Genomic DNA, 21,842 nt, shown 5'->3' with positions numbered 1-21,842 from the left:
CCCAAGCGTTAAGCTGAAGGCTGATGGCTGGTGGCTCTTGCCACCGGCCTTTTTCCGTTCTTGGCTGTCGACTCGGTCGCCGCCATTAACGCGCTGTAGCCACCCGATGCGGTGGTGCAAACCATGGGGTTTGCAAGATTTTCTGGCTGCTCCCGTCGGGAGGGCCAAACAAGCAGGTGACCAAGCTGGGGAACGCTGATGGCTTACTCATATACTGAGAAAAAACGTATCCGCAAGGACTTTAGCAAGTTGCCGGACGTCATGGATGTCCCGTACCTTCTGGCTATCCAGCTGGATTCGTATCGTGAATTCTTGCAGGCGGGAGCGACCAAAGATCAGTTCCGCGACGTGGGCCTGCATGCGGCCTTCAAATCCGTTTTCCCGATCATCAGCTACTCCGGCAATGCTGCGCTGGAGTACGTCGGTTATCGCCTGGGCGAACCGGCATTTGATGTCAAAGAATGCGTGTTGCGCGGTGTTACTTACGCCGTACCTTTGCGGGTAAAAGTGCGCCTGATCATTTTCGACAAAGAATCGTCGAACAAAGCGATCAAGGACATCAAAGAGCAAGAAGTCTACATGGGCGAAATCCCATTGATGACCGAGAACGGTACCTTCGTTATCAACGGTACCGAGCGTGTGATCGTTTCCCAGCTGCACCGTTCCCCGGGCGTGTTCTTCGACCACGACCGCGGCAAGACGCACAGCTCCGGCAAACTCCTGTACTCCGCGCGGATCATTCCGTACCGCGGTTCGTGGTTGGACTTCGAGTTCGATCCGAAAGACTGCGTGTTCGTGCGTATCGACCGTCGTCGTAAGCTGCCGGCCTCGGTGCTGCTGCGCGCGCTCGGTTATACCACTGAGCAAGTGCTGGATGCCTTCTACACCACCAACGTATTCAGCCTGAAGGATGAAACCCTCAAGCTGGAGCTGATCGCTTCGCGTCTGCGTGGTGAAATTGCCGTCCTGGACATCCAGGATGAAAAAGGCAAGGTCATTGTTGAAGCTGGCCGTCGTATCACTGCGCGCCACATCAACCAGATCGAAAAAGCCGGTATCAAAGAGCTGGAAGTGCCTCTGGACTACGTCCTGGGCCGCACGACCGCCAAGGTCATCGTTCACCCGGCTACAGGTGAAATCCTGGCTGAGTGCAACACCGAGCTGAACACCGAGATCCTGGCCAAGATCGCCAAGGCTCAGGTCGTTCGCATCGAGACCCTGTATACCAACGACATCGACTGCGGTCCGTTCATCTCCGACACGCTGAAGATCGACTCCACCAGCAACCAATTGGAAGCGCTGGTCGAGATCTATCGCATGATGCGTCCTGGTGAGCCACCTACCAAAGACGCTGCCGAGACCCTGTTCAACAACCTGTTCTTCAGCCCTGAGCGCTATGACCTGTCTGCGGTCGGCCGGATGAAGTTCAACCGTCGTATCGGTCGTACCGAGATCGAAGGTTCGGGCGTGCTGTGCAAGGAAGACATCGTCGCGGTACTGAAGACCCTGGTCGACATCCGTAACGGCAAAGGCATCGTCGATGACATCGACCACCTGGGTAACCGTCGTGTTCGCTGCGTAGGCGAAATGGCCGAGAACCAGTTCCGCGTTGGCCTGGTACGTGTTGAGCGTGCAGTCAAAGAGCGTCTGTCGATGGCAGAAAGCGAAGGCCTGATGCCGCAAGACCTGATCAATGCCAAGCCAGTGGCTGCGGCGGTGAAAGAGTTCTTCGGTTCCAGCCAGCTCTCGCAGTTCATGGACCAGAACAACCCGCTCTCCGAGATCACCCACAAGCGCCGTGTTTCTGCACTGGGCCCGGGCGGTCTGACCCGTGAGCGTGCTGGTTTCGAAGTTCGTGACGTACACCCGACGCACTACGGTCGTGTTTGCCCGATCGAAACGCCGGAAGGTCCGAACATCGGTCTGATCAACTCCCTGGCCGCTTATGCGCGCACCAACCAGTACGGCTTCCTCGAGAGCCCGTACCGTGTGGTGAAAGACGCTCTGGTCACCGACGAGATCGTGTTCCTGTCCGCCATCGAAGAAGCTGATCACGTGATCGCTCAGGCCTCGGCCACGATGAACGACAAGAAAGTCCTGATCGACGAGCTGGTAGCTGTTCGTCACTTGAACGAGTTCACCGTCAAGGCGCCGGAAGACGTCACCTTGATGGACGTATCGCCGAAGCAGGTAGTTTCGGTTGCTGCGTCGCTGATCCCGTTCCTGGAGCACGATGACGCCAACCGTGCGTTGATGGGTTCCAACATGCAGCGTCAAGCTGTACCGACCCTGCGCGCTGACAAGCCGCTGGTAGGTACCGGCATGGAGCGTAACGTAGCCCGTGACTCCGGCGTTTGCGTCGTGGCTCGTCGTGGTGGTGTGATCGACTCTGTTGACGCCAGCCGTATCGTGGTTCGTGTTGCCGATGACGAAGTAGAAACTGGCGAAGCCGGTGTCGACATCTACAACCTGACCAAATACACCCGCTCGAACCAGAACACCTGCATCAACCAGCGTCCGCTGGTGAGCAAGGGTGATCGCGTTCAGCGTAGCGACATCATGGCCGACGGCCCGTCCACCGACATGGGTGAACTGGCACTGGGTCAGAACATGCGCATCGCGTTCATGGCATGGAACGGCTTCAACTTCGAAGACTCCATCTGCCTGTCCGAGCGTGTTGTTCAAGAAGACCGTTTCACCACGATCCACATTCAGGAACTGACCTGTGTGGCACGTGACACCAAGCTTGGGCCAGAGGAAATCACTGCAGACATCCCGAACGTGGGTGAGGCTGCACTGAACAAGCTGGACGAAGCCGGTATCGTTTACGTAGGTGCTGAAGTCGGCGCAGGCGACATCCTGGTTGGTAAGGTCACTCCGAAAGGCGAGACCCAACTGACTCCGGAAGAGAAGCTGTTGCGTGCCATCTTCGGTGAAAAAGCCAGCGACGTTAAAGACACTTCCCTGCGCGTGCCGACTGGCACCAAAGGTACTGTCATCGACGTACAGGTCTTCACCCGTGACGGCGTTGAGCGTGATGCTCGTGCACTGTCCATTGAGAAGACCCAGCTCGACGAGATCCGCAAGGACCTGAACGAAGAGTTCCGTATCGTTGAAGGCGCGACCTTCGAACGTCTGCGTTCCGCCCTGGTAGGCCACAAGGCTGAAGGCGGCGCGGGTCTGAAGAAAGGTCAGGACATCACCGACGAAATCCTCGACGGTCTTGAGCACGGCCAGTGGTTCAAACTGCGCATGGCTGAAGATGCTCTGAACGAGCAGCTCGAGAAGGCCCAGGCCTACATCGTTGATCGTCGCCGTCTGCTGGACGACAAGTTTGAAGACAAGAAGCGCAAACTGCAGCAGGGCGATGACCTGGCTCCAGGCGTGCTGAAAATCGTCAAGGTTTACCTGGCAATCCGTCGCCGCATCCAGCCGGGCGACAAGATGGCCGGTCGTCACGGTAACAAAGGTGTGGTCTCCGTGATCATGCCGGTTGAAGACATGCCGCACGATGCCAATGGCACCCCGGTCGACGTCGTCCTCAACCCGTTGGGCGTACCTTCGCGTATGAACGTTGGTCAGATCCTTGAAACCCACCTGGGCCTCGCGGCCAAAGGTCTGGGCGAGAAGATCAACCGTATGATCGAAGAGCAGCGCAAGGTCGCAGACCTGCGTAAGTTCCTGCACGAGATCTACAACGAGATCGGCGGTCGCAACGAAGAGCTGGACACCTTCTCCGACCAGGAAATCCTGGATCTGGCGAAGAACCTGCGCGGCGGCGTTCCGATGGCTACCCCGGTGTTCGACGGTGCCAAGGAAAGCGAAATCAAGGCCATGCTGAAACTGGCAGACCTGCCAGAAAGCGGCCAGATGCAGCTGTTCGACGGCCGTACCGGCAACAAGTTCGAGCGCCCGGTTACTGTTGGCTACATGTACATGCTGAAGCTGAACCACTTGGTAGACGACAAGATGCACGCTCGTTCTACCGGTTCGTACAGCCTCGTTACCCAGCAGCCGCTGGGTGGTAAGGCTCAGTTCGGTGGTCAGCGTTTCGGGGAGATGGAGGTCTGGGCACTGGAAGCATACGGTGCTGCTTACACTCTGCAAGAAATGCTCACAGTGAAGTCGGACGATGTGAACGGTCGGACCAAGATGTACAAAAACATCGTGGACGGCGATCACCGTATGGAGCCGGGCATGCCCGAGTCCTTCAACGTGTTGATCAAAGAAATTCGTTCCCTCGGCATCGATATCGATCTGGAAACCGAATAACACGTGACGCGAATCGAGAGCGGGGCTGTTTAGCCCGCTCTCTGCTCCGCCAGGAGGAAAGGCCTTGAAAGACCTACTGAATTTGCTGAAAAACCAGGGTCAAGTCGAAGAGTTCGACGCCATCCGTATTGGATTGGCATCGCCTGAGATGATCCGTTCGTGGTCGTTCGGTGAAGTTAAAAAGCCGGAAACCATCAACTACCGTACGTTCAAACCTGAGCGTGACGGCCTGTTCTGCGCCAAAATCTTTGGCCCGGTAAAGGATTATGAGTGCCTGTGCGGTAAGTACAAGCGCTTGAAGCACCGTGGTGTGATCTGCGAGAAGTGCGGCGTTGAAGTTGCACTGGCCAAGGTTCGTCGTGAGCGCATGGCGCACATCGAACTGGCTTCGCCGGTTGCCCACATCTGGTTCCTGAAATCGCTGCCGTCCCGTATCGGCTTGCTGATGGACATGACCCTGCGTGATATCGAACGTGTTCTCTACTTCGAGAGCTATGTCGTTATCGATCCAGGCATGACCACTCTTGAAAAAGGTCAGCTGCTGAACGACGAGCAGTACTTCGAAGCGCTGGAAGAGTTCGGCGACGATTTCGATGCCCGCATGGGTGCCGAGGCTGTCCGCGAACTGCTGCACGCTATCGACCTGGAACACGAGATTGGCCGTCTGCGTGAAGAGATTCCGCAAACCAACTCCGAAACCAAGATCAAGAAGCTGTCCAAGCGTCTGAAGTTGATGGAAGCCTTCCAGGGTTCCGGCAACTTGCCAGAGTGGATGGTGCTGACCGTTCTGCCGGTTCTGCCGCCAGACCTGCGTCCGCTGGTACCGTTGGACGGTGGTCGTTTCGCGACGTCCGACCTCAACGACCTGTACCGCCGCGTGATCAACCGTAACAACCGCTTGAAGCGCCTGCTTGATCTGTCCGCTCCGGACATCATCGTGCGCAACGAAAAGCGTATGTTGCAAGAAGCGGTCGATGCCCTGCTCGACAACGGTCGTCGTGGCCGCGCTATCACCGGCTCGAACAAGCGCCCTCTGAAATCCCTGGCTGACATGATCAAGGGTAAGCAAGGTCGTTTCCGTCAGAACTTGCTCGGTAAGCGTGTTGACTACTCCGGTCGTTCGGTAATTACCGTAGGCCCGACCCTGCGTCTGCACCAGTGCGGTCTGCCTAAGAAGATGGCACTTGAGCTGTTCAAGCCATTCATCTTCGGCAAGCTGGAAATGCGCGGTCTCGCGACCACCATCAAAGCGGCCAAGAAAATGGTCGAGCGCGAACTGCCAGAGGTTTGGGACGTTCTCGCTGAAGTGATCCGCGAACACCCGGTTCTCCTCAACCGTGCACCGACCCTTCACCGTCTGGGTATCCAGGCGTTTGAACCGGTACTGATCGAAGGTAAGGCTATCCAGCTGCACCCTCTGGTCTGTGCTGCGTACAACGCCGACTTCGACGGCGACCAAATGGCCGTGCACGTACCGCTGACACTGGAAGCCCAGTTGGAAGCGCGCGCGTTGATGATGTCGACCAACAACATTCTGTCGCCAGCCAACGGTGAGCCAATCATCGTTCCGTCGCAGGACGTTGTATTGGGTCTGTACTACATGACCCGTGAAGCGATCAACGCCAAGGGCGAAGGTCGTGTATTCGCTGACCTGCAAGAAGTTGACCGTGTGTTCCGTGCCGGCGAAGCCGCACTGCATGCCAAGGTCAAAGTGCGGATCAACGAAACCGTCAACGACCGTGATGGCGGCAGCGTGAGCGGCACCCGTATCGTCGACACTACTGTCGGCCGTGCGCTGCTGTATCAAGTTGTGCCAAAAGGTCTGTCGTACGACGTCGTCAACCTGCCGATGAAGAAAAAGGCGATCTCCAAGCTGATCAACCAGTGCTACCGCGTGGTTGGTTTGAAAGAGACCGTGATCTTCGCTGACCAGTTGATGTACACCGGTTTTGCTTATTCGACCATTTCCGGCGTTTCCATCGGTGTTAACGACTTCGTTATCCCGGATGAGAAAGCTCGCATCATCGCGGCTGCAACCGATGAAGTGAAAGAGATCGAAAGCCAGTACGCCTCCGGCCTGGTAACCCAGGGCGAGAAGTACAACAAGGTGATCGACCTTTGGTCGAAGGCAAACGACGAAGTTTCCAAGGCGATGATGGCCAACCTCTCGAAAGAGAAAGTCATCGACCGTCACGGCGACGAAGTTGACCAAGAGTCCTTCAACTCGATGTACATGATGGCCGACTCGGGCGCACGGGGTTCTGCTGCGCAGATCCGTCAGCTCGCCGGTATGCGTGGCCTGATGGCCAAGCCGGACGGCTCCATCATCGAAACGCCGATTACTGCGAACTTCCGCGAAGGTTTGAGCGTACTTCAGTACTTCATCTCGACTCACGGTGCTCGTAAAGGTCTTGCGGATACCGCGTTGAAAACCGCTAACTCCGGTTACCTGACTCGTCGTCTGGTAGACGTTGCACAAGATCTGGTTGTAACCGAGATCGATTGCGGCACCGAGCACGGCCTGCTGATGACGCCGCACATTGAAGGCGGTGACGTTGTAGAGCCACTGGGTGAGCGCGTATTGGGTCGTGTTATTGCCCGTGACGTGTTCAAGCCAGGCACCGAGGAAGTTATCGTTCCTGCCGGCACCCTGGTAGATGAGAAGTGGGTCGAGTTCATCGAACTCAACAGCATCGACGAAGTGATCGTTCGCTCGCCGATCAGCTGCGAAACCCGCTACGGCATCTGCGCCAAGTGCTATGGCCGTGACTTGGCTCGTGGTCACCAGGTGAACATCGGTGAAGCGGTCGGCGTTATCGCTGCCCAGTCCATCGGTGAGCCGGGTACCCAGCTGACCATGCGTACGTTCCACATCGGTGGTGCGGCAAGCCGGACCTCCGCAGCCGATAGCGTTCAGGTGAAGAATGGCGGTACTGTCCGTCTGCACAACCTGAAACACGTTGAGCGTGTGGATGGCCACCTGGTTGCTGTGTCCCGTTCCGGTGAGCTGGCAATTGCTGATGACTACGGTCGTGAGCGCGAGCGTTACAAGCTGCCGTACGGTGCTGTGATTTCGGTTAAAGAAGGTGACAAGGTCGACGCTGGCGCAATCGTGGCCAAGTGGGATCCGCACACTCACCCAATCGTTACCGAAATGAAAGGTACCGTGACCTACGTGGGCATGGAAGAAGGCATCACGATCAAGCGTCAGACTGACGAATTGACCGGTATGACCAACATTGAAGTACTCGACGCGAAAGATCGTCCAGCTGCCGGTAAAGACATCCGTCCTGCCGTGAAGATGGTCGATGACAACGGCAAGGATCTGTTGCTGCCAGGCACTGACGTAATCGCTCAGTACTTCCTGCCAGCCAACGCCCTGGTCGGTGTAGCGGATGGTGCGAAGATCGCGATCGGTGATGTTATCGCGCGTATCCCGCAAGAAACTTCGAAGACCCGTGACATCACCGGTGGTCTGCCGCGTGTTGCCGACTTGTTCGAAGCTCGTCGTCCGAAAGAAGCGTCGATTCTGGCTGAAGTCAGCGGCACCATCGCGTTCGGTAAAGAGACCAAGGGCAAGCGCCGTCTGGTCATTACCCCGAACGACGGTACCGATCCGTACGAAGAGCTGATTCCGAAGTGGCGTCACCTGAACGTCTTCGAAGGCGAACAGGTAAACCGCGGCGAAGTTATCTCCGACGGCCCGAGCGATCCACACGACATCCTGCGTCTGCTGGGTGTGAGTGCGCTGGCCAAGTACATCGTTAACGAGATCCAGGACGTTTACCGCCTGCAAGGCGTGAAGATCAACGATAAGCACATCGAGACCATTCTGCGTCAGATGCTGCGTAAAGTTGAAATCGCTGAATCCGGCGATTCCAGTTTCATCAAGGGCGACCAGATGGAACTGACTCACGTACTGGTAGAGAACGAGCGTCTGGGCGCGGAAGACAAGTTTGTCTCCAAGTTCACCCGCGTGCTGCTGGGTATCACCAAGGCGTCGTTGTCCACTGAGTCGTTCATCTCGGCGGCCTCCTTCCAGGAGACCACTCGCGTACTGACCGAAGCAGCGGTAACCGGCAAGCGCGATTACCTGCGCGGCCTGAAAGAAAACGTGGTTGTGGGTCGTCTGATCCCAGCCGGTACCGGTTTGGCTTACCACAGCGAGCGTAAGCGTCGCCGTGATGCTGACAAGCCGCTGCGCGTAAGTGCCAGTGAAGTGGAAGCTGCACTGACCGAAGCGCTGAACTCTAGCGGTAACTGAGTTCTGCACTAGATAAGTCTGGGCCCCGGCAGCCCCATTCGTCGGATCGAGGCATTTTTGCCCCGGTTCGGTGAGTGGGGATGTCGGGGCCTTGCCTTGACTGGGGGCAAGATCCTCTTTAGACTCTTGTACCCCTAAATTTGGCGGGAATTCGTTCCTGCCATTTTGCTTTTCTTGCAAGACAATAGCGTCGCAAGACAACAGTGGAGCTAGTAGATGGCAACTATCAACCAGCTGGTACGTCAGCCGCGTAAGCGTATCGTCGAGAAATCCGACGTACCTGCGCTGCAGAACTGCCCGCAACGTCGTGGCGTATGCACCCGTGTGTATACCACCACGCCGAAAAAACCTAACTCGGCACTGCGTAAAGTATGCCGTGTGCGCCTGACCAACGGTTTCGAGGTTTCCTCGTACATCGGTGGTGAAGGTCACAACCTGCAAGAGCACAGCGTGGTGCTGATCCGCGGCGGTCGTGTAAAAGACTTGCCAGGTGTTCGTTACCACACCGTACGCGGCTCCTTGGATACTTCCGGCGTTAAAGGTCGTAACCAGGGTCGTTCGAAGTACGGTACCAAGAAGCCTAAGTAGTAGCGGCTTTTTGTAAAACTGAATCATCTTATTTTCTGAGTCGATAAGAGTAAGGTCGGAGGCGTCCCGCAAGGGCACCGATTCCGAACGAACCTGAAGACCGTTTGAGGGCTTATCCATGCCAAGAAGACGCGTAGCAGCCAAGCGCGAAGTGCTTGACGATCCAAAATACGGAAGCCAGATCCTGGCCAAGTTCATGAACCACGTGATGGAAAGCGGCAAGAAAGCCGTTGCCGAGCGTATCGTTTATGGCGCGCTGGAAAAGGTTAAAGAACGCAAGAACAGCGACCCCCTGGAAATCTTCGAGAAAGCTCTCGACGCCATCGCTCCGCTGGTCGAAGTGAAGTCGCGCCGTGTAGGCGGTGCTACTTACCAGGTTCCGGTCGAAGTTCGTCCGTCCCGTCGTAACGCTCTGGCAATGCGCTGGTTGGTAGACTTCGCCCGTAAGCGCGGCGAGAAGTCTATGGCTCTGCGTTTGGCCGGCGAGCTGTTGGACGCTGCTGAAGGTAAAGGTGCTGCTGTTAAGAAGCGTGAAGACGTGCACCGTATGGCTGAAGCTAACAAAGCTTTCTCGCACTACCGCTTCTAATCTTAGCTTCACTAATTTTGCGAGGGCTTTATGGCTCGTACTACTCCGATTAGCCGCTACCGTAACATCGGTATCGTTGCTCACGTGGATGCTGGTAAAACCACCACCACCGAGCGCGTACTGTTTTACACCGGCAAAAGTCACAAAATGGGCGAGGTGCATGACGGCGCCGCGACCACAGACTGGATGGTTCAGGAGCAGGAGCGTGGTATTACCATTACTTCTGCTGCTATTACCGCCTTCTGGAAAGGTTCCGAGAAGCAGTACAAAGACGAGCACCGTTTCAACGTAATCGATACCCCAGGCCACGTAGACTTCACCATTGAAGTTGAGCGTTCCCTGCGCGTGCTCGACGGCGCTGTCGTTGTGTTCTGCGGTACCTCGGGCGTTGAGCCTCAGTCGGAAACCGTATGGCGTCAAGCCAACAAGTACGGCGTTCCACGTCTTGTTTACGTAAACAAGATGGACCGTGCTGGTGCCAACTTCCTGCGCGTGATCGGTCAGATCAAGCAGCGTCTGGGTCACACTCCGGTGCCAATCCAATTGGCTATCGGTTCCGAAGACAACTTCCAGGGTCAGATCGATCTGATCAACATGGAAGCTGTTTACTGGAATGATTCCGACAAAGGTATGGTTCCTGTTCGTAAGCCTATCCCTGCAGAACTGCAGGAACTGGCTGACGAGTGGCGCAACAACATGGTTGAGGCTGCTGCCGAAGCCAACGAAGAGCTGATGAACAAGTACCTCGAAGGTGAAGAACTCACCAACGTGGAAATCAAGGCTGCTCTGCGTCAGCGTACTATCGCTGGCGAGATCGTCTTGGCTGTTTGCGGTTCTTCCTTCAAGAACAAGGGTGTTCCCCTGGTTCTCGACGCCGTTATCGACTACCTGCCGGCTCCAACCGACATTCCTGCTATCAAGGGTACCAACCCTGATAACGAGGAAGAAGAAATGGAGCGTCACGCCGATGACAGTGAGCCGTTCTCGGCTCTGGCGTTCAAGATCGCAACCGACCCATTCGTGGGTACTTTGACCTTCGTCCGTGTTTACTCGGGCGTGTTGGCCTCCGGCGACGGCGTGATCAACTCGGTTAAAGGCAAGAAAGAGCGCGTGGGTCGTATGGTGCAAATGCACGCAAACGCCCGTGAAGAGATCAAGGAAGTACGCGCTGGTGACATCGCGGCCCTGATCGGCATGAAGGACGTCACCACGGGTGAGACTTTGTGCGACGCTGCCAAGCCAATCATCCTGGTTCGCATGGACTTCCCGGAGCCGGTTATTTCGGTTGCCGTAGAGCCTAAGACCAAGGATGACCAGGAAAAAATGGGTATCGCTCTGGGCAAGCTTGCTCAGGAAGATCCATCTTTCCGCGTCAAGACTGATGAAGAGACTGGTCAAACGATCATCTCCGGCATGGGCGAGCTGCACCTGGACATCCTGGTTGACCGGATGCGCCGTGAGTTCAACGTCGAAGCCAACATCGGTAAGCCTCAGGTTTCCTATCGTGAGCGCATCACGAAGAATTGCGAAATCGAAGGCAAGTTCGTTCGTCAGTCCGGCGGTCGTGGTCAGTTCGGTCACTGCTGGATCCGTTTTGCTCCTGCTGACGAAGGTCAGGAAGGTCTGCAATTCGTGAACGAAGTAGTTGGTGGTGTGGTTCCTAAGGAATACATCCCGGCTATCCAGAAGGGCATCGAAGAGCAGATGAAGAACGGTGTTGTTGCCGGCTATCCGCTGATCGGCCTGAAAGCAACCGTTTTTGACGGTTCTTACCACGACGTCGACTCCAACGAGATGGCGTTTAAGGTGGCTGCCTCCATGGCAACCAAGCAACTGGCCCAGAAGGGCGGTGGTGAGTTGCTTGAGCCGATCATGGCGGTAGAAGTTGTTACACCTGAAGACTATATGGGTGATGTCATGGGCGACCTTAACCGTCGTCGCGGCATGATCTTGGGTATGGAAGACACGGTTTCCGGCAAAGTGATTCGCGCCGAGGTTCCGTTGGGTGAGATGTTCGGTTATGCGACCGACGTTCGCTCCATGTCCCAGGGTCGCGCAAGCTACTCTATGGAATTCAAAAAATACAACACAGCTCCGGCGCACATCGCTGAAACTGTATCCAAAAAACAAGGCTGATTCAGTCCTTTAGGCAAGGAGTTAATTGTCGTGGCTAAAGAAAAATTTGATCGTTCCCTACCGCACGTCAACGTTGGCACCATCGGTCACGTTGACCACGGTAAAACCACTCTGACTGCTGCTCTGACTCGCGTTTGCTCCGAAGTTTTCGGTTCCGCAATCGTTGATTTCGATAAAATCGACAGCGCACCAGAAGAAAAAGCTCGTGGTATCACCATCAACACCGCGCACGTTGAATACAACTCGCTGATCCGTCACTACGCTCACGTTGACTGCCCAGGTCACGCTGACTATGTGAAGAACATGATCACCGGTGCTGCCCAGATGGACGGCGCAATCCTGGTTTGCTCGGCCGCTGATGGTCCGATGCCACAAACCCGTGAGCACATCCTGCTGTCCCGTCAGGTAGGCGTTCCGTACATCGTGGTTTACCTGAACAAGGCTGACCTGGTAGACGACGCTGAGCTGCTGGAACTGGTTGAGATGGAAGTGCGCGATCTGCTGAGCACTTACGACTTCCCAGGCGACGACACTCCGATCATCATCGGTTCTGCTCGTATGGCTCTGGAAGGCAAAGACGACAACGAAATGGGCACCACGTCCGTTCGTAAACTGGTTGAGACTCTGGACAGCTACATCCCAGATCCAGTCCGTGTTATCGACAAGCCGTTCCTGATGCCAATCGAAGACGTATTCTCGATCTCCGGTCGCGGTACTGTTGTAACCGGTCGTATCGAGCGCGGTATCGTTAAGGTTCAAGATCCACTGGAAATCGTTGGTCTGCGTGACACTACCGTCACCACCTGCACCGGTGTTGAAATGTTCCGTAAACTGCTCGACGAAGGTCGTGCTGGCGAGAACTGCGGCGTTCTGCTGCGTGGTACCAAGCGTGACGACGTTGAGCGTGGCCAGGTTCTGGTTAAGCCAGGTTCGGTTAAGCCGCACACCAAGTTCGAAGCTGAAGTGTACGTGCTGAGCAAAGAAGAAGGCGGTCGTCACACTCCGTTCTTCAAAGGCTACCGTCCACAGTTCTACTTCCGTACTACCGACGTAACTGGTAACTGCGAACTGCCGGAAGGCGTAGAAATGGTAATGCCAGGCGACAACATCAAAATGGTTGTCACCCTGATCAAAACCATCGCTATGGAAGACGGTCTGCGTTTCGCAATCCGTGAAGGCGGCCGTACCGTTGGTGCTGGCGTTGTAGCTAAAATCATCGAGTAATTATCTCTTCTGAGATAGCTCTGATGTTTTGAAAGGCCCCCGCTCAGCGGGGGCCTTTTTTATTGGGTTGACACCTATCAGGGCCGTCTATAGAATTGCGCCTCCTTTTAACGGGCGTATTGCGCTCGCTGGGAATAGCAGCCGGAGTCTGAAATCCAATGCAAAATCAGCAAATCCGTATCAGGTTGAAGGCTTTTGACCATCGCCTGATCGACCAATCCACCCAGGAAATCGTGGAAACCGCGAAACGTACTGGTGCTCAAGTGCGTGGTCCAATTCCACTGCCTACCCGTAAAGAGCGGTTCACCGTTCTGGTCTCCCCGCACGTCAACAAAGACGCGCGTGACCAGTACGAGATCCGTACTCATAAGCGCGTACTGGACATCGTCCAGCCAACGGATAAAACCGTTGATGCACTTATGAAGCTTGATCTGGCGGCCGGTGTGGAAGTACAGATCAGCCTCGGCTAAGACTTGGGTCTTAGTCGTGTAACGCTCTGAAATGGGCGGCCATAGCGGGTGAAAGCCCCGTACACTCATGAGGTTTACAACATGACTATTGGTGTAGTCGGTCGTAAATGCGGTATGACCCGTATTTTCACCGAAGAAGGTGTCTCCATTCCGGTCACGGTCATTGAGATCGAACCGAATCGCGTCACCCAGTTCAAAACTGAAGAGACCGATGGCTATCGTGCAGTGCAAGTCACTGTCGGCGAGCGTCGTGCTTCGCGCGTGACTGCTGCTCAAGCAGGCCACTTCGCTAAAGCAAACGTTGCAGCTGGTCGCACTGTTATGGAGTTCCGTCTCGAAGACGGCGACTACCAGGCTGGCGATCTGATCAACGCTGAAATCTTCGCTGCTGGTCAACTGGTTGATGTAACCGGTCAGTCCAAAGGTAAAGGCTTCCAGGGTACGATCAAGCGTTGGAATTTCCGTGGCCAAGACAACACTCACGGTAACTCCGTTTCCCACCGCGTCCCGGGCTCTATTGGCCAGTGCCAGACTCCTGGTCGTGTATTCAAGGGCAAAAAAATGTCCGGTCATATGGGCGCTGAGCGCGTGACCGTGCAGTCCCTCGAAGTAGTGCGCGTCGACGCTGAACGCAATCTGTTGTTGGTCAAGGGTGCTGTTCCTGGCGCTACTGGCGGCAACCTGGTTGTACGTCCGGCGGCCAAGGCTCGCGGTTAAGGGGAAGCTGACATGCAATTAAATGTAAATGACGCTCAAGCGATCGAAGTTTCCGAACTGACGTTTGGCGGCGAGTTCAACGAGACGCTGGTTCACCAAGCAGTCGTGGCCTACATGGCCGGCGGCCGTCAAGGTAGCAAACAGCAAAAGACCCGTTCCGACGTTCGTGGTGGCGGTAAGCGCCCTTGGCGTCAGAAAGGTACTGGCCGTGCTCGTGCCGGTACTATCCGTAGCCCAATCTGGCGTGGCGGTGGTACCACTTTCGCAGCTCGTCCACAGGATCACTCGCAGAAGCTCAACAAGAAGATGTACCGCGCAGCTCTGCGCTCCATCCTTGCTGAACTCGTGCGTACTGACCGTCTGGTCGTGGTTCAGGACTTCGCTGTTGAAAGCCCGAAAACCAAAGATCTGCTGGGCAAACTGAACAACATGAGCCTGACCGATGTTTTGATCGTGTCTGAAGCTGTTGATCAGAACCTGTACCTGGCTGCTCGCAACCTGCCACACGTTGATGTACGTGACGTGCAAGGTTCCGATCCAGTTAGTCTGATCGCATACGACAAGGTGTTGATCACCGTGTCGGCCGTGAAGAAATTCGAGGAGCTGCTGGGATGAACCAGGAACGCGTATTTAAAGTTCTGCTTGGCCCGCACGTTTCCGAAAAGGCTACGGTTCTGGCTGACAAGAAAGGCCAGTTCGTTTTCAAGGTTGCAACTGACGCAACCAAGCTGGAAATCAAGAAGGCCGTCGAAAGCCTGTTCAGCGTGAAAGTAGAGCGTGTTACTACCCTGAATGTTCTGGGTAAGAGCAAGCGCACTGCTCGCGGCCTGGGCAAGCGTAATGACTGGAAGAAGGCAGTTATCTCCCTTCAGCCAGGCCAAGATCTCGATTTCAGCAGCAGTGCTGAGTAAGGAAGGGGTGCATCATGGCAATCGTTAAATGCAAACCGACTTCCCCTGGCCGCCGTTTTGTGGTCAAGGTGGTCAACCAGGAGCTGCATAAAGGCGCTCCTCACGCACCGCTGCTCGAGAAAAAATCGAAGTCTGGTGGTCGTAACAACAATGGTCGTATTACCACTCGTCACATCGGTGGTGGCCATAAGCAGCATTATCGTCTGGTCGACTTCCGTCGCAACGACAAAGATGGCATCGCTGCCACTGTCGAGCGTATCGAATACGATCCAAACCGTACTGCTCACATCGCTCTGCTGCTGTACGCAGATGGCGAGCGTCGCTACATCATCGCCCCTAAAGGCGTGAGCGCTGGCGACCAGCTGATCGCAGGTGCTCTGGCACCGATCAAGCCGGGCAACGCTCTGCAACTGCGCAACATTCCAGTTGGTAGCACCGTACACGGCATCGAATTGAAGCCAGGTAAAGGCGCGCAAATCGCTCGTTCCGCTGGTGCTTCGGCTCAGCTGATCGCTCGTGAAGGTGTCTACGTGACCCTGCGTCTGCGTTCTGGTGAGATGCGTAAAGTGCTGGCTGAATGCCGCGCGACCCTGGGCGAAGTCTCGAACTCCGAGCACAGCCTGCGTTCGCTGGGTAAAGCTGGTGCCAAACGCTGGCGTGGCGTTCGCCCAACCGTTCGTGGTGTTGCCATGAACCCGGTTGACCACCCACACGGTGGTGGTGAAGGTCGTACCTCTGGTGGTCGTCATCCGGTATCGCCATGGGGCTTCCCGACTAAGGGCGCGAAGACTCGTGGTAATAAGCGTACCGACAAAATGATCGTCCGTCGTCGCAAGTAAATAGAGGGATACGACAGTGCCACGTTCTCTGAAAAAAGGTCCTTTTATTGATCTTCACCTACTGAAGAAGATCGAAGTGGCGGCGGAAAAGAACGATCGCAAACCAGTTAAGACCTGGTCGCGTCGTTCGATGATCCTGCCACAAATGGTCGGTCTGACCATCGCTGTACACAACGGTCGCTTGCACGTCCCAGTTCTCGTGAACGAAGACATGGTCGGCCACAAACTAGGCGAGTTTGCCGGTACCCGCACTTATCGTGGGCACGTGGCAGACAAGAAAGCCAAGCGTTAAGGGGTTAGGAAATGGAAGTAGCCGCTAAGTTGTCGGGCGCTCGAATCTCCGCCCAGAAAGCCCGCTTGGTCGCCGACCAGATCCGCGGGAAGAAGGTGGGCGAAGCGCTCAACCTGTTGGCTTTCAGCAGTAAGAAAGCCGCCGAGATCATGAAGAAAGTGCTGGAGTCGGCCGTAGCCAACGCCGAGCATAACGAAGGCGCAGACGTTGATGACCTGAAGGTCAGCACCGTTTTCGTCAACGAAGGGCGTTCGCTGAAGCGCATCATGCCACGTGCCAAAGGCCGTGCTGATCGCATCGTCAAGCGGTCTTGCCATATCACTGTCAAGGTTGCTGACAAGTAACGGAGTCGAAGAGATGGGTCAGAAAGTACATCCCATTGGCATTCGCCTGGGAATCGTCAAGGAGCACACCTCCGTCTGGTACGCAGACGGTCGGACTTATGCGGACTACTTGTTCGCTGATCTGAAGGTGCGTGAGTATCTCCAAGACAAACTAAAAAGCGCGTCCGTAAGCCGTATCGATATCCATCGTCCGGCCCAAACTGCACGTATCACCATTCACACCGCTCGTCCAGGTATCGTTATCGGGAAGAAAGGTGAAGATGTTGAGAAACTGCGTCAGGACCTGACCAAGCAAATGGGTGTGCCTGTGCACATCAATATCGAAGAGATCCGCAAGCCGGAACTCGACGGTATGCTGGTTGCGCAGAGCGTAGCTCAGCAGCTGGAGCGTCGCGTAATGTTCCGTCGCGCTATGAAGCGCGCTGTACAGAACGCCATGCGCATTGGTGCCAAAGGCATCAAAATCCAAGTGAGCGGTCGTCTCGGCGGTGCTGAAATCGCACGTACTGAATGGTATCGCGAAGGTCGTGTGCCACTGCACACCCTGCGTGCCGACATCGACTATGCCAACTACGAAGCTCACACCACTTACGGTGTGATCGGTGTAAAGGTTTGGATCTTCAAAGGCGAAGTAATTGGTGGTCGCCAAGAAGAACTGAAACCACAAGCACCAGCGCCTCGTAAAAAAGCTGCTAAGTAAGGGGTACGCCAAATGTTGCAACCTAAGCGTACGAAGTTCCGCAAGCAGATGACAGGCCACAACCGTGGTCTGGCTCAGCGCGGTAGCAAAGTCAGCTTCGGCGAGTTCGCGCTGAAGTCTGTAGCTCGTGGTCGTCTCACCGCTCGTCAGATCGAGTCAGCGCGTCGTGCTCTGACCCGTCACGTTAAACGTGGCGGCAAGATCTGGATCCGTGTATTCCCGGACAAGCCGATCTCCAAGAAACCTCTCGAGGTTCGTATGGGTAAAGGTAAGGGTAACGTGGAATACTGGGTAGCCCAGATTCAGCCAGGCAAAGTCCTGTATGAAATCGAGGGTGTTTCTGAAGAGCTGGCGCGTGAGGCTTTCGCCCTGGCTGCTGCAAAGCTGCCGCTCGCCACCTCCTTTGTTAAACGGACGGTGATGTGATGAAAGCGAATGAACTTCGTGAAAAATCCGCACAGCAGCTGAACGAGCAACTGCTCGGCCTGCTGCGCGACCAGTTCAATCTGCGTATGCAGAAAGCAACTGGCCAGTTGGGGCAGTCTCATCTGCTCTCGCAAGTTAAGCGTGACATCGCTCGCGTGAAGACTGTGCTCAACCAGCAGGCAGGTAAGTGATCATGGCTGAAGCCGAAAAGACTGTCCGTACGCTGACTGGCCGTGTTGTCAGCGACAAGATGGACAAAACCATCACCGTTCTGATCGAGCGTCGCGTTAAGCACCCGATCTACGGTAAATATGTTAAGCGTTCGACTAAGCTGCACGCGCACGACGAAACCAATCAGTGCCACATCGGCGACAAAGTCACTATTCGTGAAACTCGTCCGCTGGCCAAGACCAAGTCTTGGGCACTGGTTGATGTTCTCGAACGCGCTGTGGAAGTCTAAGGACTAGGGGTCGGAGAAATTATATGATTCAGACTCAATCCATGCTCGATGTGGCCGATAACAGCGGCGCTCGCCGTGTTATGTGCATCAAGGTGCTGGGTGGCTCCCATCGTCGTTACGCTGGTATCGGTGACATCATCAAAGTTACCGTTAAGGAAGCAATTCCTCGCGGTAAAGTGAAAAAAGGCCAAGTGATGACTGCTGTTGTAGTCCGCACTCGTCACGGCGTACGCCGTGCTGATGGCTCCATTATCCGCTTTGATGGCAACGCTGCTGTTCTTCTGAACAACAAGCAAGAGCCGATCGGCACCCGTATCTTTGGGCCAGTGACCCGTGAACTTCGTACTGAGAAGTTCATGAAGATCGTCTCGCTCGCCCCAGAAGTGCTGTAAGGAGATCCGACATGCAAAAGATTCGTCGTGACGACGAGATCATCGTGATCGCCGGCAAAGACAAAGGTAAGCGCGGTAAGGTGCTTAAGGTTCTCGCTAATAACCGTCTGGTTATCGGTGGTCTGAACCTGGTCAAGCGTCATACCAAGCCTAACCCGATGTCGGGCGTGCAGGGCGGTATCGTCGAGAAAGAAGCTCCGCTGGACGCTTCTAACGTCGCCATCTTCAACGGCGAAACCAACAAGGCTGACCGCGTTGGTTTCAAAGTAGAAGACGGTAAGAAAATTCGTGTCTTCAAGTCGACCCAAAAAGCGGTTGATGCTTGAACACTGCTAGGTAGATTAGACCATGGCACGACTACAAGAGATTTACCGGAAGGAAATCGCCCCTAAGCTTAAGGAAGAACTTAAGCTTGGGAACGTGATGGAAGTTCCGCGCGTTACCAAAATCACCCTGAACATGGGTCTGGGCGAAGCGATCGGTGACAAAAAAGTCATCGAGCACGCTGTTGCTGACCTGGAAAAGATCACCGGCCAGAAAGTCGTTGTGACCTACGCTCGGAAATCCATCGCTGGCTTTAAAGTCCGTGAAGGTTGGCCGATCGGCGTCAAAGTGACCCTGCGCCGTGAGCGTATGTATGAATTCCTGGATCGTCTGCTGTCGATCTCCCTGCCTCGGGTTCGCGACTTCCGCGGCCTGAATGCCAAGTCCTTCGATGGTCGTGGTAACTACAGCATGGGCGTGAAAGAGCAGATCATCTTCCCGGAAATCGACTACGACAAGATCGATGCTCTCCGCGGTCTGGACATCACCCTGACCACCACTGCCAAGAACGATGATGAAGGTCGCGCCCTGTTGCGTGCTTTCAAATTCCCGTTCCGCAACTGATTGGAGTAGGACCATGGCCAAGATGAGCATGAAAAACCGCGAGCTGAAGCGTCAGCTCACGGTTGCCAAGTACGCCAAGAAGCGTGCAGCACTGAAAGCAATCATCGTTGATCTGAACGCAAGTCCAGAAGCGCGTTGGGAAGCTACAGTTGCTCTGCAGAAGCAGCCACGTGACGCAAGCGCTTCGCGCATGCGTAACCGCTGCCGCCTGACCGGTCGTCCACACGGCGTTTACCGCAAGTTCGGCCTCGGCCGTAACAAACTGCGTGAAGCGGCAATGCGTGGTGACGTACCAGGTCTGGTTAAAGCCAGCTGGTAAGTACTTTCAGCGTCCTGGCGGCCTGAATCGCAAGATACTGACCGCCGGTGACCTTGAATCTGGAACAAGCCCCTTTTGGGGCTTGTTTCATTTCCGGAGTGTGTCTAAAATACGCGGCTCGCCTGAGCCCGTGTTTTTTACCCGGAGATTCTCGGCGACATATGTAGCCGCAAGGCTAATTTTTTTGTATTAGGAGCGTCTAGCCCATGAGTATGCAGGACCCGTTAGCGGACATGCTAACTCGTATCCGTAATGCCCAGATGGCTGAAAAGTCCGTCGTAAGCATGCCATCTTCCAAGTTGAAGGTAGCTGTTGCCAAAGTCCTGAAAGACGAAGGCTACATTGCGGGTTATCAGATCAGCAGCGATGTAAAAGCACTGCTGTCCATCGAGCTGAAGTACTTCGAAGGCCGTTCGGTCATCGAGGAAGTGAAGCGCGTTAGCCGTCCAGGCCTGCGTCAGTACAAGTCCGCTGAAGATCTGCCGAAAGTTCGTGGCGGTCTGGGCGTGTCTATCGTCTCCACCAACAAAGGTGTGATGACGGATCGTGCTGCGCGCGCTGCCGGTGTCGGCGGCGAAGTTCTTTGCACTGTGTTCTAAGGGGGGATAAGCATGTCTCGCGTCGCTAAGAACCCCGTTAAGCTGCCAGCCGGTGTCGAAGTCAAATTCGCAGGCCAGCAGCTTTCGGTGAAGGGTGCCAAGGGCACTCTTGAACTGAACATCCATTCGTCCGTTGAGATCGTTGAAGAAGCTGGTGAGCTGCGTTTCGCTGCTCGCAATGGCGATCAACAAACTCGCGCAATGGCCGGTACCACGCGTGCGTTGGTAAACAACATGGTCCAAGGCGTAAGCCAAGGCTTCGAGCGTAAGCTCCAGCTGGTCGGTGTTGGTTACAAAGCGCAAGCAAAAGGCACGGTTTTGAACCTGGCCCTTGGCTTCTCGCACCCTGTGGATTACGAACTGCCAGCGGGCATCACTGCTGAGACCCCTAGCCAGACCGATATCCTGATCAAGGGCATCGATAAGCAGCTGGTAGGTCAAGTGGCCGCTGAGATCCGCGACTTCCGTCCACCAGAGCCGTACAAAGGCAAAGGTGTGCGCTACGCGGACGAAGTCGTCCGTCGTAAAGAAGCCAAGAAGAAGTAGGGCATAGCAAATGACCGACAAAAAAGTTACTCGACTGCGTCGCGCTCGCAAAGCACGCCTGAAAATGCACGAACTCGAAGTCGTGCGTCTCTGCGTGTTCCGCTCGTCGCAGCACATCTACGCCCAGGTCATCTCGGCCGACGGCAACAAAGTCCTGGCAAGCGCCTCGACTTTGGATAAAGAACTGCGTGATGGTGCCACTGGCAACATCGACGCGGCCACAAAGGTTGGCCAGCTGGTCGCTACGCGTGCTAAGGCCGCTGGCGTCTCGCAAGTGGCTTTCGACCGCTCTGGCTTCAAGTACCACGGTCGCGTGAAAGCGCTGGCTGATGCTGCTCGTGAAGCTGGGCTGGAGTTCTAAGTTATGTCAAATAACGACCAAAAGCGCGACGAAGGCTACATTGAGAAGCTGGTTCAAGTTAACCGCGTAGCCAAAACCGTTAAAGGCGGCCGTATCTTCACCTTCACCGCGTTGACCGTGGTAGGTGATGGTAAAGGCCGTGTTGGCTTCGGCCGCGGCAAGTCACGTGAAGTGCCTGCTGCGATCCAGAAGGCAATGGAAGCTGCTCGTCGCAACATGATCCAAGTTGATCTGAACGGCACCACGCTGCAGTACGCAATGAAGTCCGCCCATGGCGCTTCGAAGGTGTACATGCAGCCTGCTTCTGAAGGTACCGGTATCATCGCTGGCGGCGCTATGCGTGCTGTCCTCGAAGTTGCTGGCGTTCAGAACGTTCTGGCCAAGTGCTACGGCTCGACTAACCCGGTAAACGTGGTTCACGCCACTTTCAAAGGTTTGAAAGCTATGCAATCTCCTGAGTCCATCGCTGCCAAGCGTGGTCTGACTGTCAAGGAGATCTTCTGAT

At 55.4% G+C, this 21,842-nt stretch carries 25 protein-coding genes; all 25 read left to right on the top strand.

Features of this window, described 5'->3' with window-relative positions:
- The first annotated feature begins 198 nt into the window (after positions 1-198).
- The 25 genes from rpoB to rpsE all read left to right on the top strand — a co-directional run bounded on the left by rpoB (position 199) and on the right by rpsE (position 21,841).
- Positions 199-4,272 carry a DNA-directed RNA polymerase subunit beta gene (gene rpoB / locus OZ428_RS30025; protein WP_019819139.1) on the top strand — a complete coding sequence of 1,358 codons (4,074 nt, stop codon included), beginning with the start codon at positions 199-201 and terminating at the stop codon, positions 4,270-4,272.
- Between the two features lie 64 nt (positions 4,273-4,336).
- A complete protein-coding gene (gene rpoC / locus OZ428_RS30020; protein WP_033900032.1) occupies positions 4,337-8,536 on the top strand; it encodes a DNA-directed RNA polymerase subunit beta' in 4,200 nt (1,399 codons plus the stop codon).
- Positions 8,537-8,752: 216 nt separating this feature from the next.
- Positions 8,753-9,124 carry a 30S ribosomal protein S12 gene (gene rpsL, locus OZ428_RS30015; RefSeq protein WP_002555494.1) on the top strand — a complete coding sequence of 124 codons (372 nt, stop codon included), beginning with the start codon at positions 8,753-8,755 and terminating at the stop codon, positions 9,122-9,124.
- A 118-nt stretch (positions 9,125-9,242) separates the two neighbouring features.
- Positions 9,243-9,713: a 30S ribosomal protein S7 gene (rpsG, locus tag OZ428_RS30010; protein WP_002555493.1), complete on the top strand. Its 471-nt coding sequence runs from the start codon at positions 9,243-9,245 to the stop codon at positions 9,711-9,713.
- 30 nt (positions 9,714-9,743) lie between these two features.
- A complete protein-coding gene (gene fusA / locus OZ428_RS30005) occupies positions 9,744-11,849 on the top strand; it encodes an elongation factor G (RefSeq protein ID WP_033900034.1) in 2,106 nt (701 codons plus the stop codon).
- Positions 11,850-11,879: 30 nt separating this feature from the next.
- Entirely contained in the window at positions 11,880-13,073 is a 1,194-nt protein-coding gene (gene tuf / locus OZ428_RS30000) for an elongation factor Tu (protein WP_003176426.1), read from the top strand.
- 158 nt (positions 13,074-13,231) lie between these two features.
- Entirely contained in the window at positions 13,232-13,543 is a 312-nt protein-coding gene (rpsJ, locus tag OZ428_RS29995) for a 30S ribosomal protein S10 (protein ID WP_003186070.1), read from the top strand.
- Between the two features lie 81 nt (positions 13,544-13,624).
- Positions 13,625-14,260, top strand: a complete 636-nt coding sequence (gene rplC / locus OZ428_RS29990; protein WP_003194649.1) for a 50S ribosomal protein L3 — start codon at positions 13,625-13,627, stop codon at positions 14,258-14,260.
- A gap of 12 nt (positions 14,261-14,272) precedes the next feature.
- Positions 14,273-14,875: a 50S ribosomal protein L4 gene (gene rplD, locus OZ428_RS29985; protein WP_003176424.1), complete on the top strand. Its 603-nt coding sequence runs from the start codon at positions 14,273-14,275 to the stop codon at positions 14,873-14,875.
- Positions 14,872-15,171, top strand: a complete 300-nt coding sequence (gene rplW, locus OZ428_RS29980) for a 50S ribosomal protein L23 (protein WP_002555488.1) — start codon at positions 14,872-14,874, stop codon at positions 15,169-15,171. The genes rplD and rplW overlap by 4 nt, the downstream gene beginning before the upstream one ends.
- Positions 15,172-15,185: 14 nt before the next feature.
- Positions 15,186-16,010, top strand: coding sequence for a 50S ribosomal protein L2 (gene rplB / locus OZ428_RS29975; RefSeq protein ID WP_003186055.1), 825 nt, complete (start codon positions 15,186-15,188; stop codon positions 16,008-16,010).
- A gap of 16 nt (positions 16,011-16,026) precedes the next feature.
- Positions 16,027-16,302, top strand: a complete 276-nt coding sequence (rpsS, locus tag OZ428_RS29970) for a 30S ribosomal protein S19 (RefSeq protein WP_003232420.1) — start codon at positions 16,027-16,029, stop codon at positions 16,300-16,302.
- Positions 16,303-16,313: 11 nt separating this feature from the next.
- A complete protein-coding gene (gene rplV / locus OZ428_RS29965; protein ID WP_003103908.1) occupies positions 16,314-16,646 on the top strand; it encodes a 50S ribosomal protein L22 in 333 nt (110 codons plus the stop codon).
- 13 nt (positions 16,647-16,659) lie between these two features.
- A complete protein-coding gene (gene rpsC / locus OZ428_RS29960; RefSeq protein ID WP_003176422.1) occupies positions 16,660-17,346 on the top strand; it encodes a 30S ribosomal protein S3 in 687 nt (228 codons plus the stop codon).
- 12 nt (positions 17,347-17,358) lie between these two features.
- Positions 17,359-17,772 carry a 50S ribosomal protein L16 gene (gene rplP / locus OZ428_RS29955; RefSeq protein ID WP_003176421.1) on the top strand — a complete coding sequence of 138 codons (414 nt, stop codon included), beginning with the start codon at positions 17,359-17,361 and terminating at the stop codon, positions 17,770-17,772.
- Complete coding sequence (gene rpmC / locus OZ428_RS29950) at positions 17,772-17,963, top strand: 50S ribosomal protein L29 (RefSeq protein ID WP_002555481.1); 192 nt, start codon at positions 17,772-17,774, stop codon at positions 17,961-17,963. Before rplP ends, rpmC begins: the two co-directional genes overlap by 1 nt.
- Positions 17,964-17,965: 2 nt before the next feature.
- Positions 17,966-18,232, top strand: coding sequence for a 30S ribosomal protein S17 (rpsQ, locus tag OZ428_RS29945; protein ID WP_003176419.1), 267 nt, complete (start codon positions 17,966-17,968; stop codon positions 18,230-18,232).
- Between the two features lie 23 nt (positions 18,233-18,255).
- Positions 18,256-18,624, top strand: a complete 369-nt coding sequence (gene rplN / locus OZ428_RS29940; RefSeq protein WP_002555479.1) for a 50S ribosomal protein L14 — start codon at positions 18,256-18,258, stop codon at positions 18,622-18,624.
- Positions 18,625-18,635: 11 nt separating this feature from the next.
- Positions 18,636-18,950, top strand: coding sequence for a 50S ribosomal protein L24 (gene rplX, locus OZ428_RS29935; RefSeq protein WP_003176416.1), 315 nt, complete (start codon positions 18,636-18,638; stop codon positions 18,948-18,950).
- 22 nt (positions 18,951-18,972) lie between these two features.
- Positions 18,973-19,512, top strand: coding sequence for a 50S ribosomal protein L5 (gene rplE / locus OZ428_RS29930; RefSeq protein ID WP_003194642.1), 540 nt, complete (start codon positions 18,973-18,975; stop codon positions 19,510-19,512).
- A gap of 13 nt (positions 19,513-19,525) precedes the next feature.
- Entirely contained in the window at positions 19,526-19,831 is a 306-nt protein-coding gene (gene rpsN, locus OZ428_RS29925; RefSeq protein WP_003176414.1) for a 30S ribosomal protein S14, read from the top strand.
- Between the two features lie 206 nt (positions 19,832-20,037).
- On the top strand, positions 20,038-20,430 hold the full coding sequence (gene rpsH / locus OZ428_RS29920) for a 30S ribosomal protein S8 (RefSeq protein WP_010206883.1): 393 nt from the start codon (positions 20,038-20,040) through the stop codon (positions 20,428-20,430).
- A gap of 12 nt (positions 20,431-20,442) precedes the next feature.
- Positions 20,443-20,976 carry a 50S ribosomal protein L6 gene (gene rplF, locus OZ428_RS29915; protein ID WP_003194640.1) on the top strand — a complete coding sequence of 178 codons (534 nt, stop codon included), beginning with the start codon at positions 20,443-20,445 and terminating at the stop codon, positions 20,974-20,976.
- A 10-nt stretch (positions 20,977-20,986) separates the two neighbouring features.
- Positions 20,987-21,337, top strand: a complete 351-nt coding sequence (rplR, locus tag OZ428_RS29910; RefSeq protein WP_003186037.1) for a 50S ribosomal protein L18 — start codon at positions 20,987-20,989, stop codon at positions 21,335-21,337.
- 3 nt (positions 21,338-21,340) lie between these two features.
- Positions 21,341-21,841, top strand: a complete 501-nt coding sequence (gene rpsE, locus OZ428_RS29905) for a 30S ribosomal protein S5 (RefSeq protein WP_003176409.1) — start codon at positions 21,341-21,343, stop codon at positions 21,839-21,841.
- Position 21,842 lies beyond the last annotated feature (1 nt).

Origin of the sequence: Pseudomonas sp. GXZC (assembly GCF_026967615.1) — a bacterium.
Lineage (GTDB): Bacteria > Pseudomonadota > Gammaproteobacteria > Pseudomonadales > Pseudomonadaceae > Aquipseudomonas > Aquipseudomonas azotoformans_A.
The sequence above is the reverse complement of the archived record's forward strand: the minus strand, read 5'-3'. Positions and strand labels throughout refer to the sequence as shown.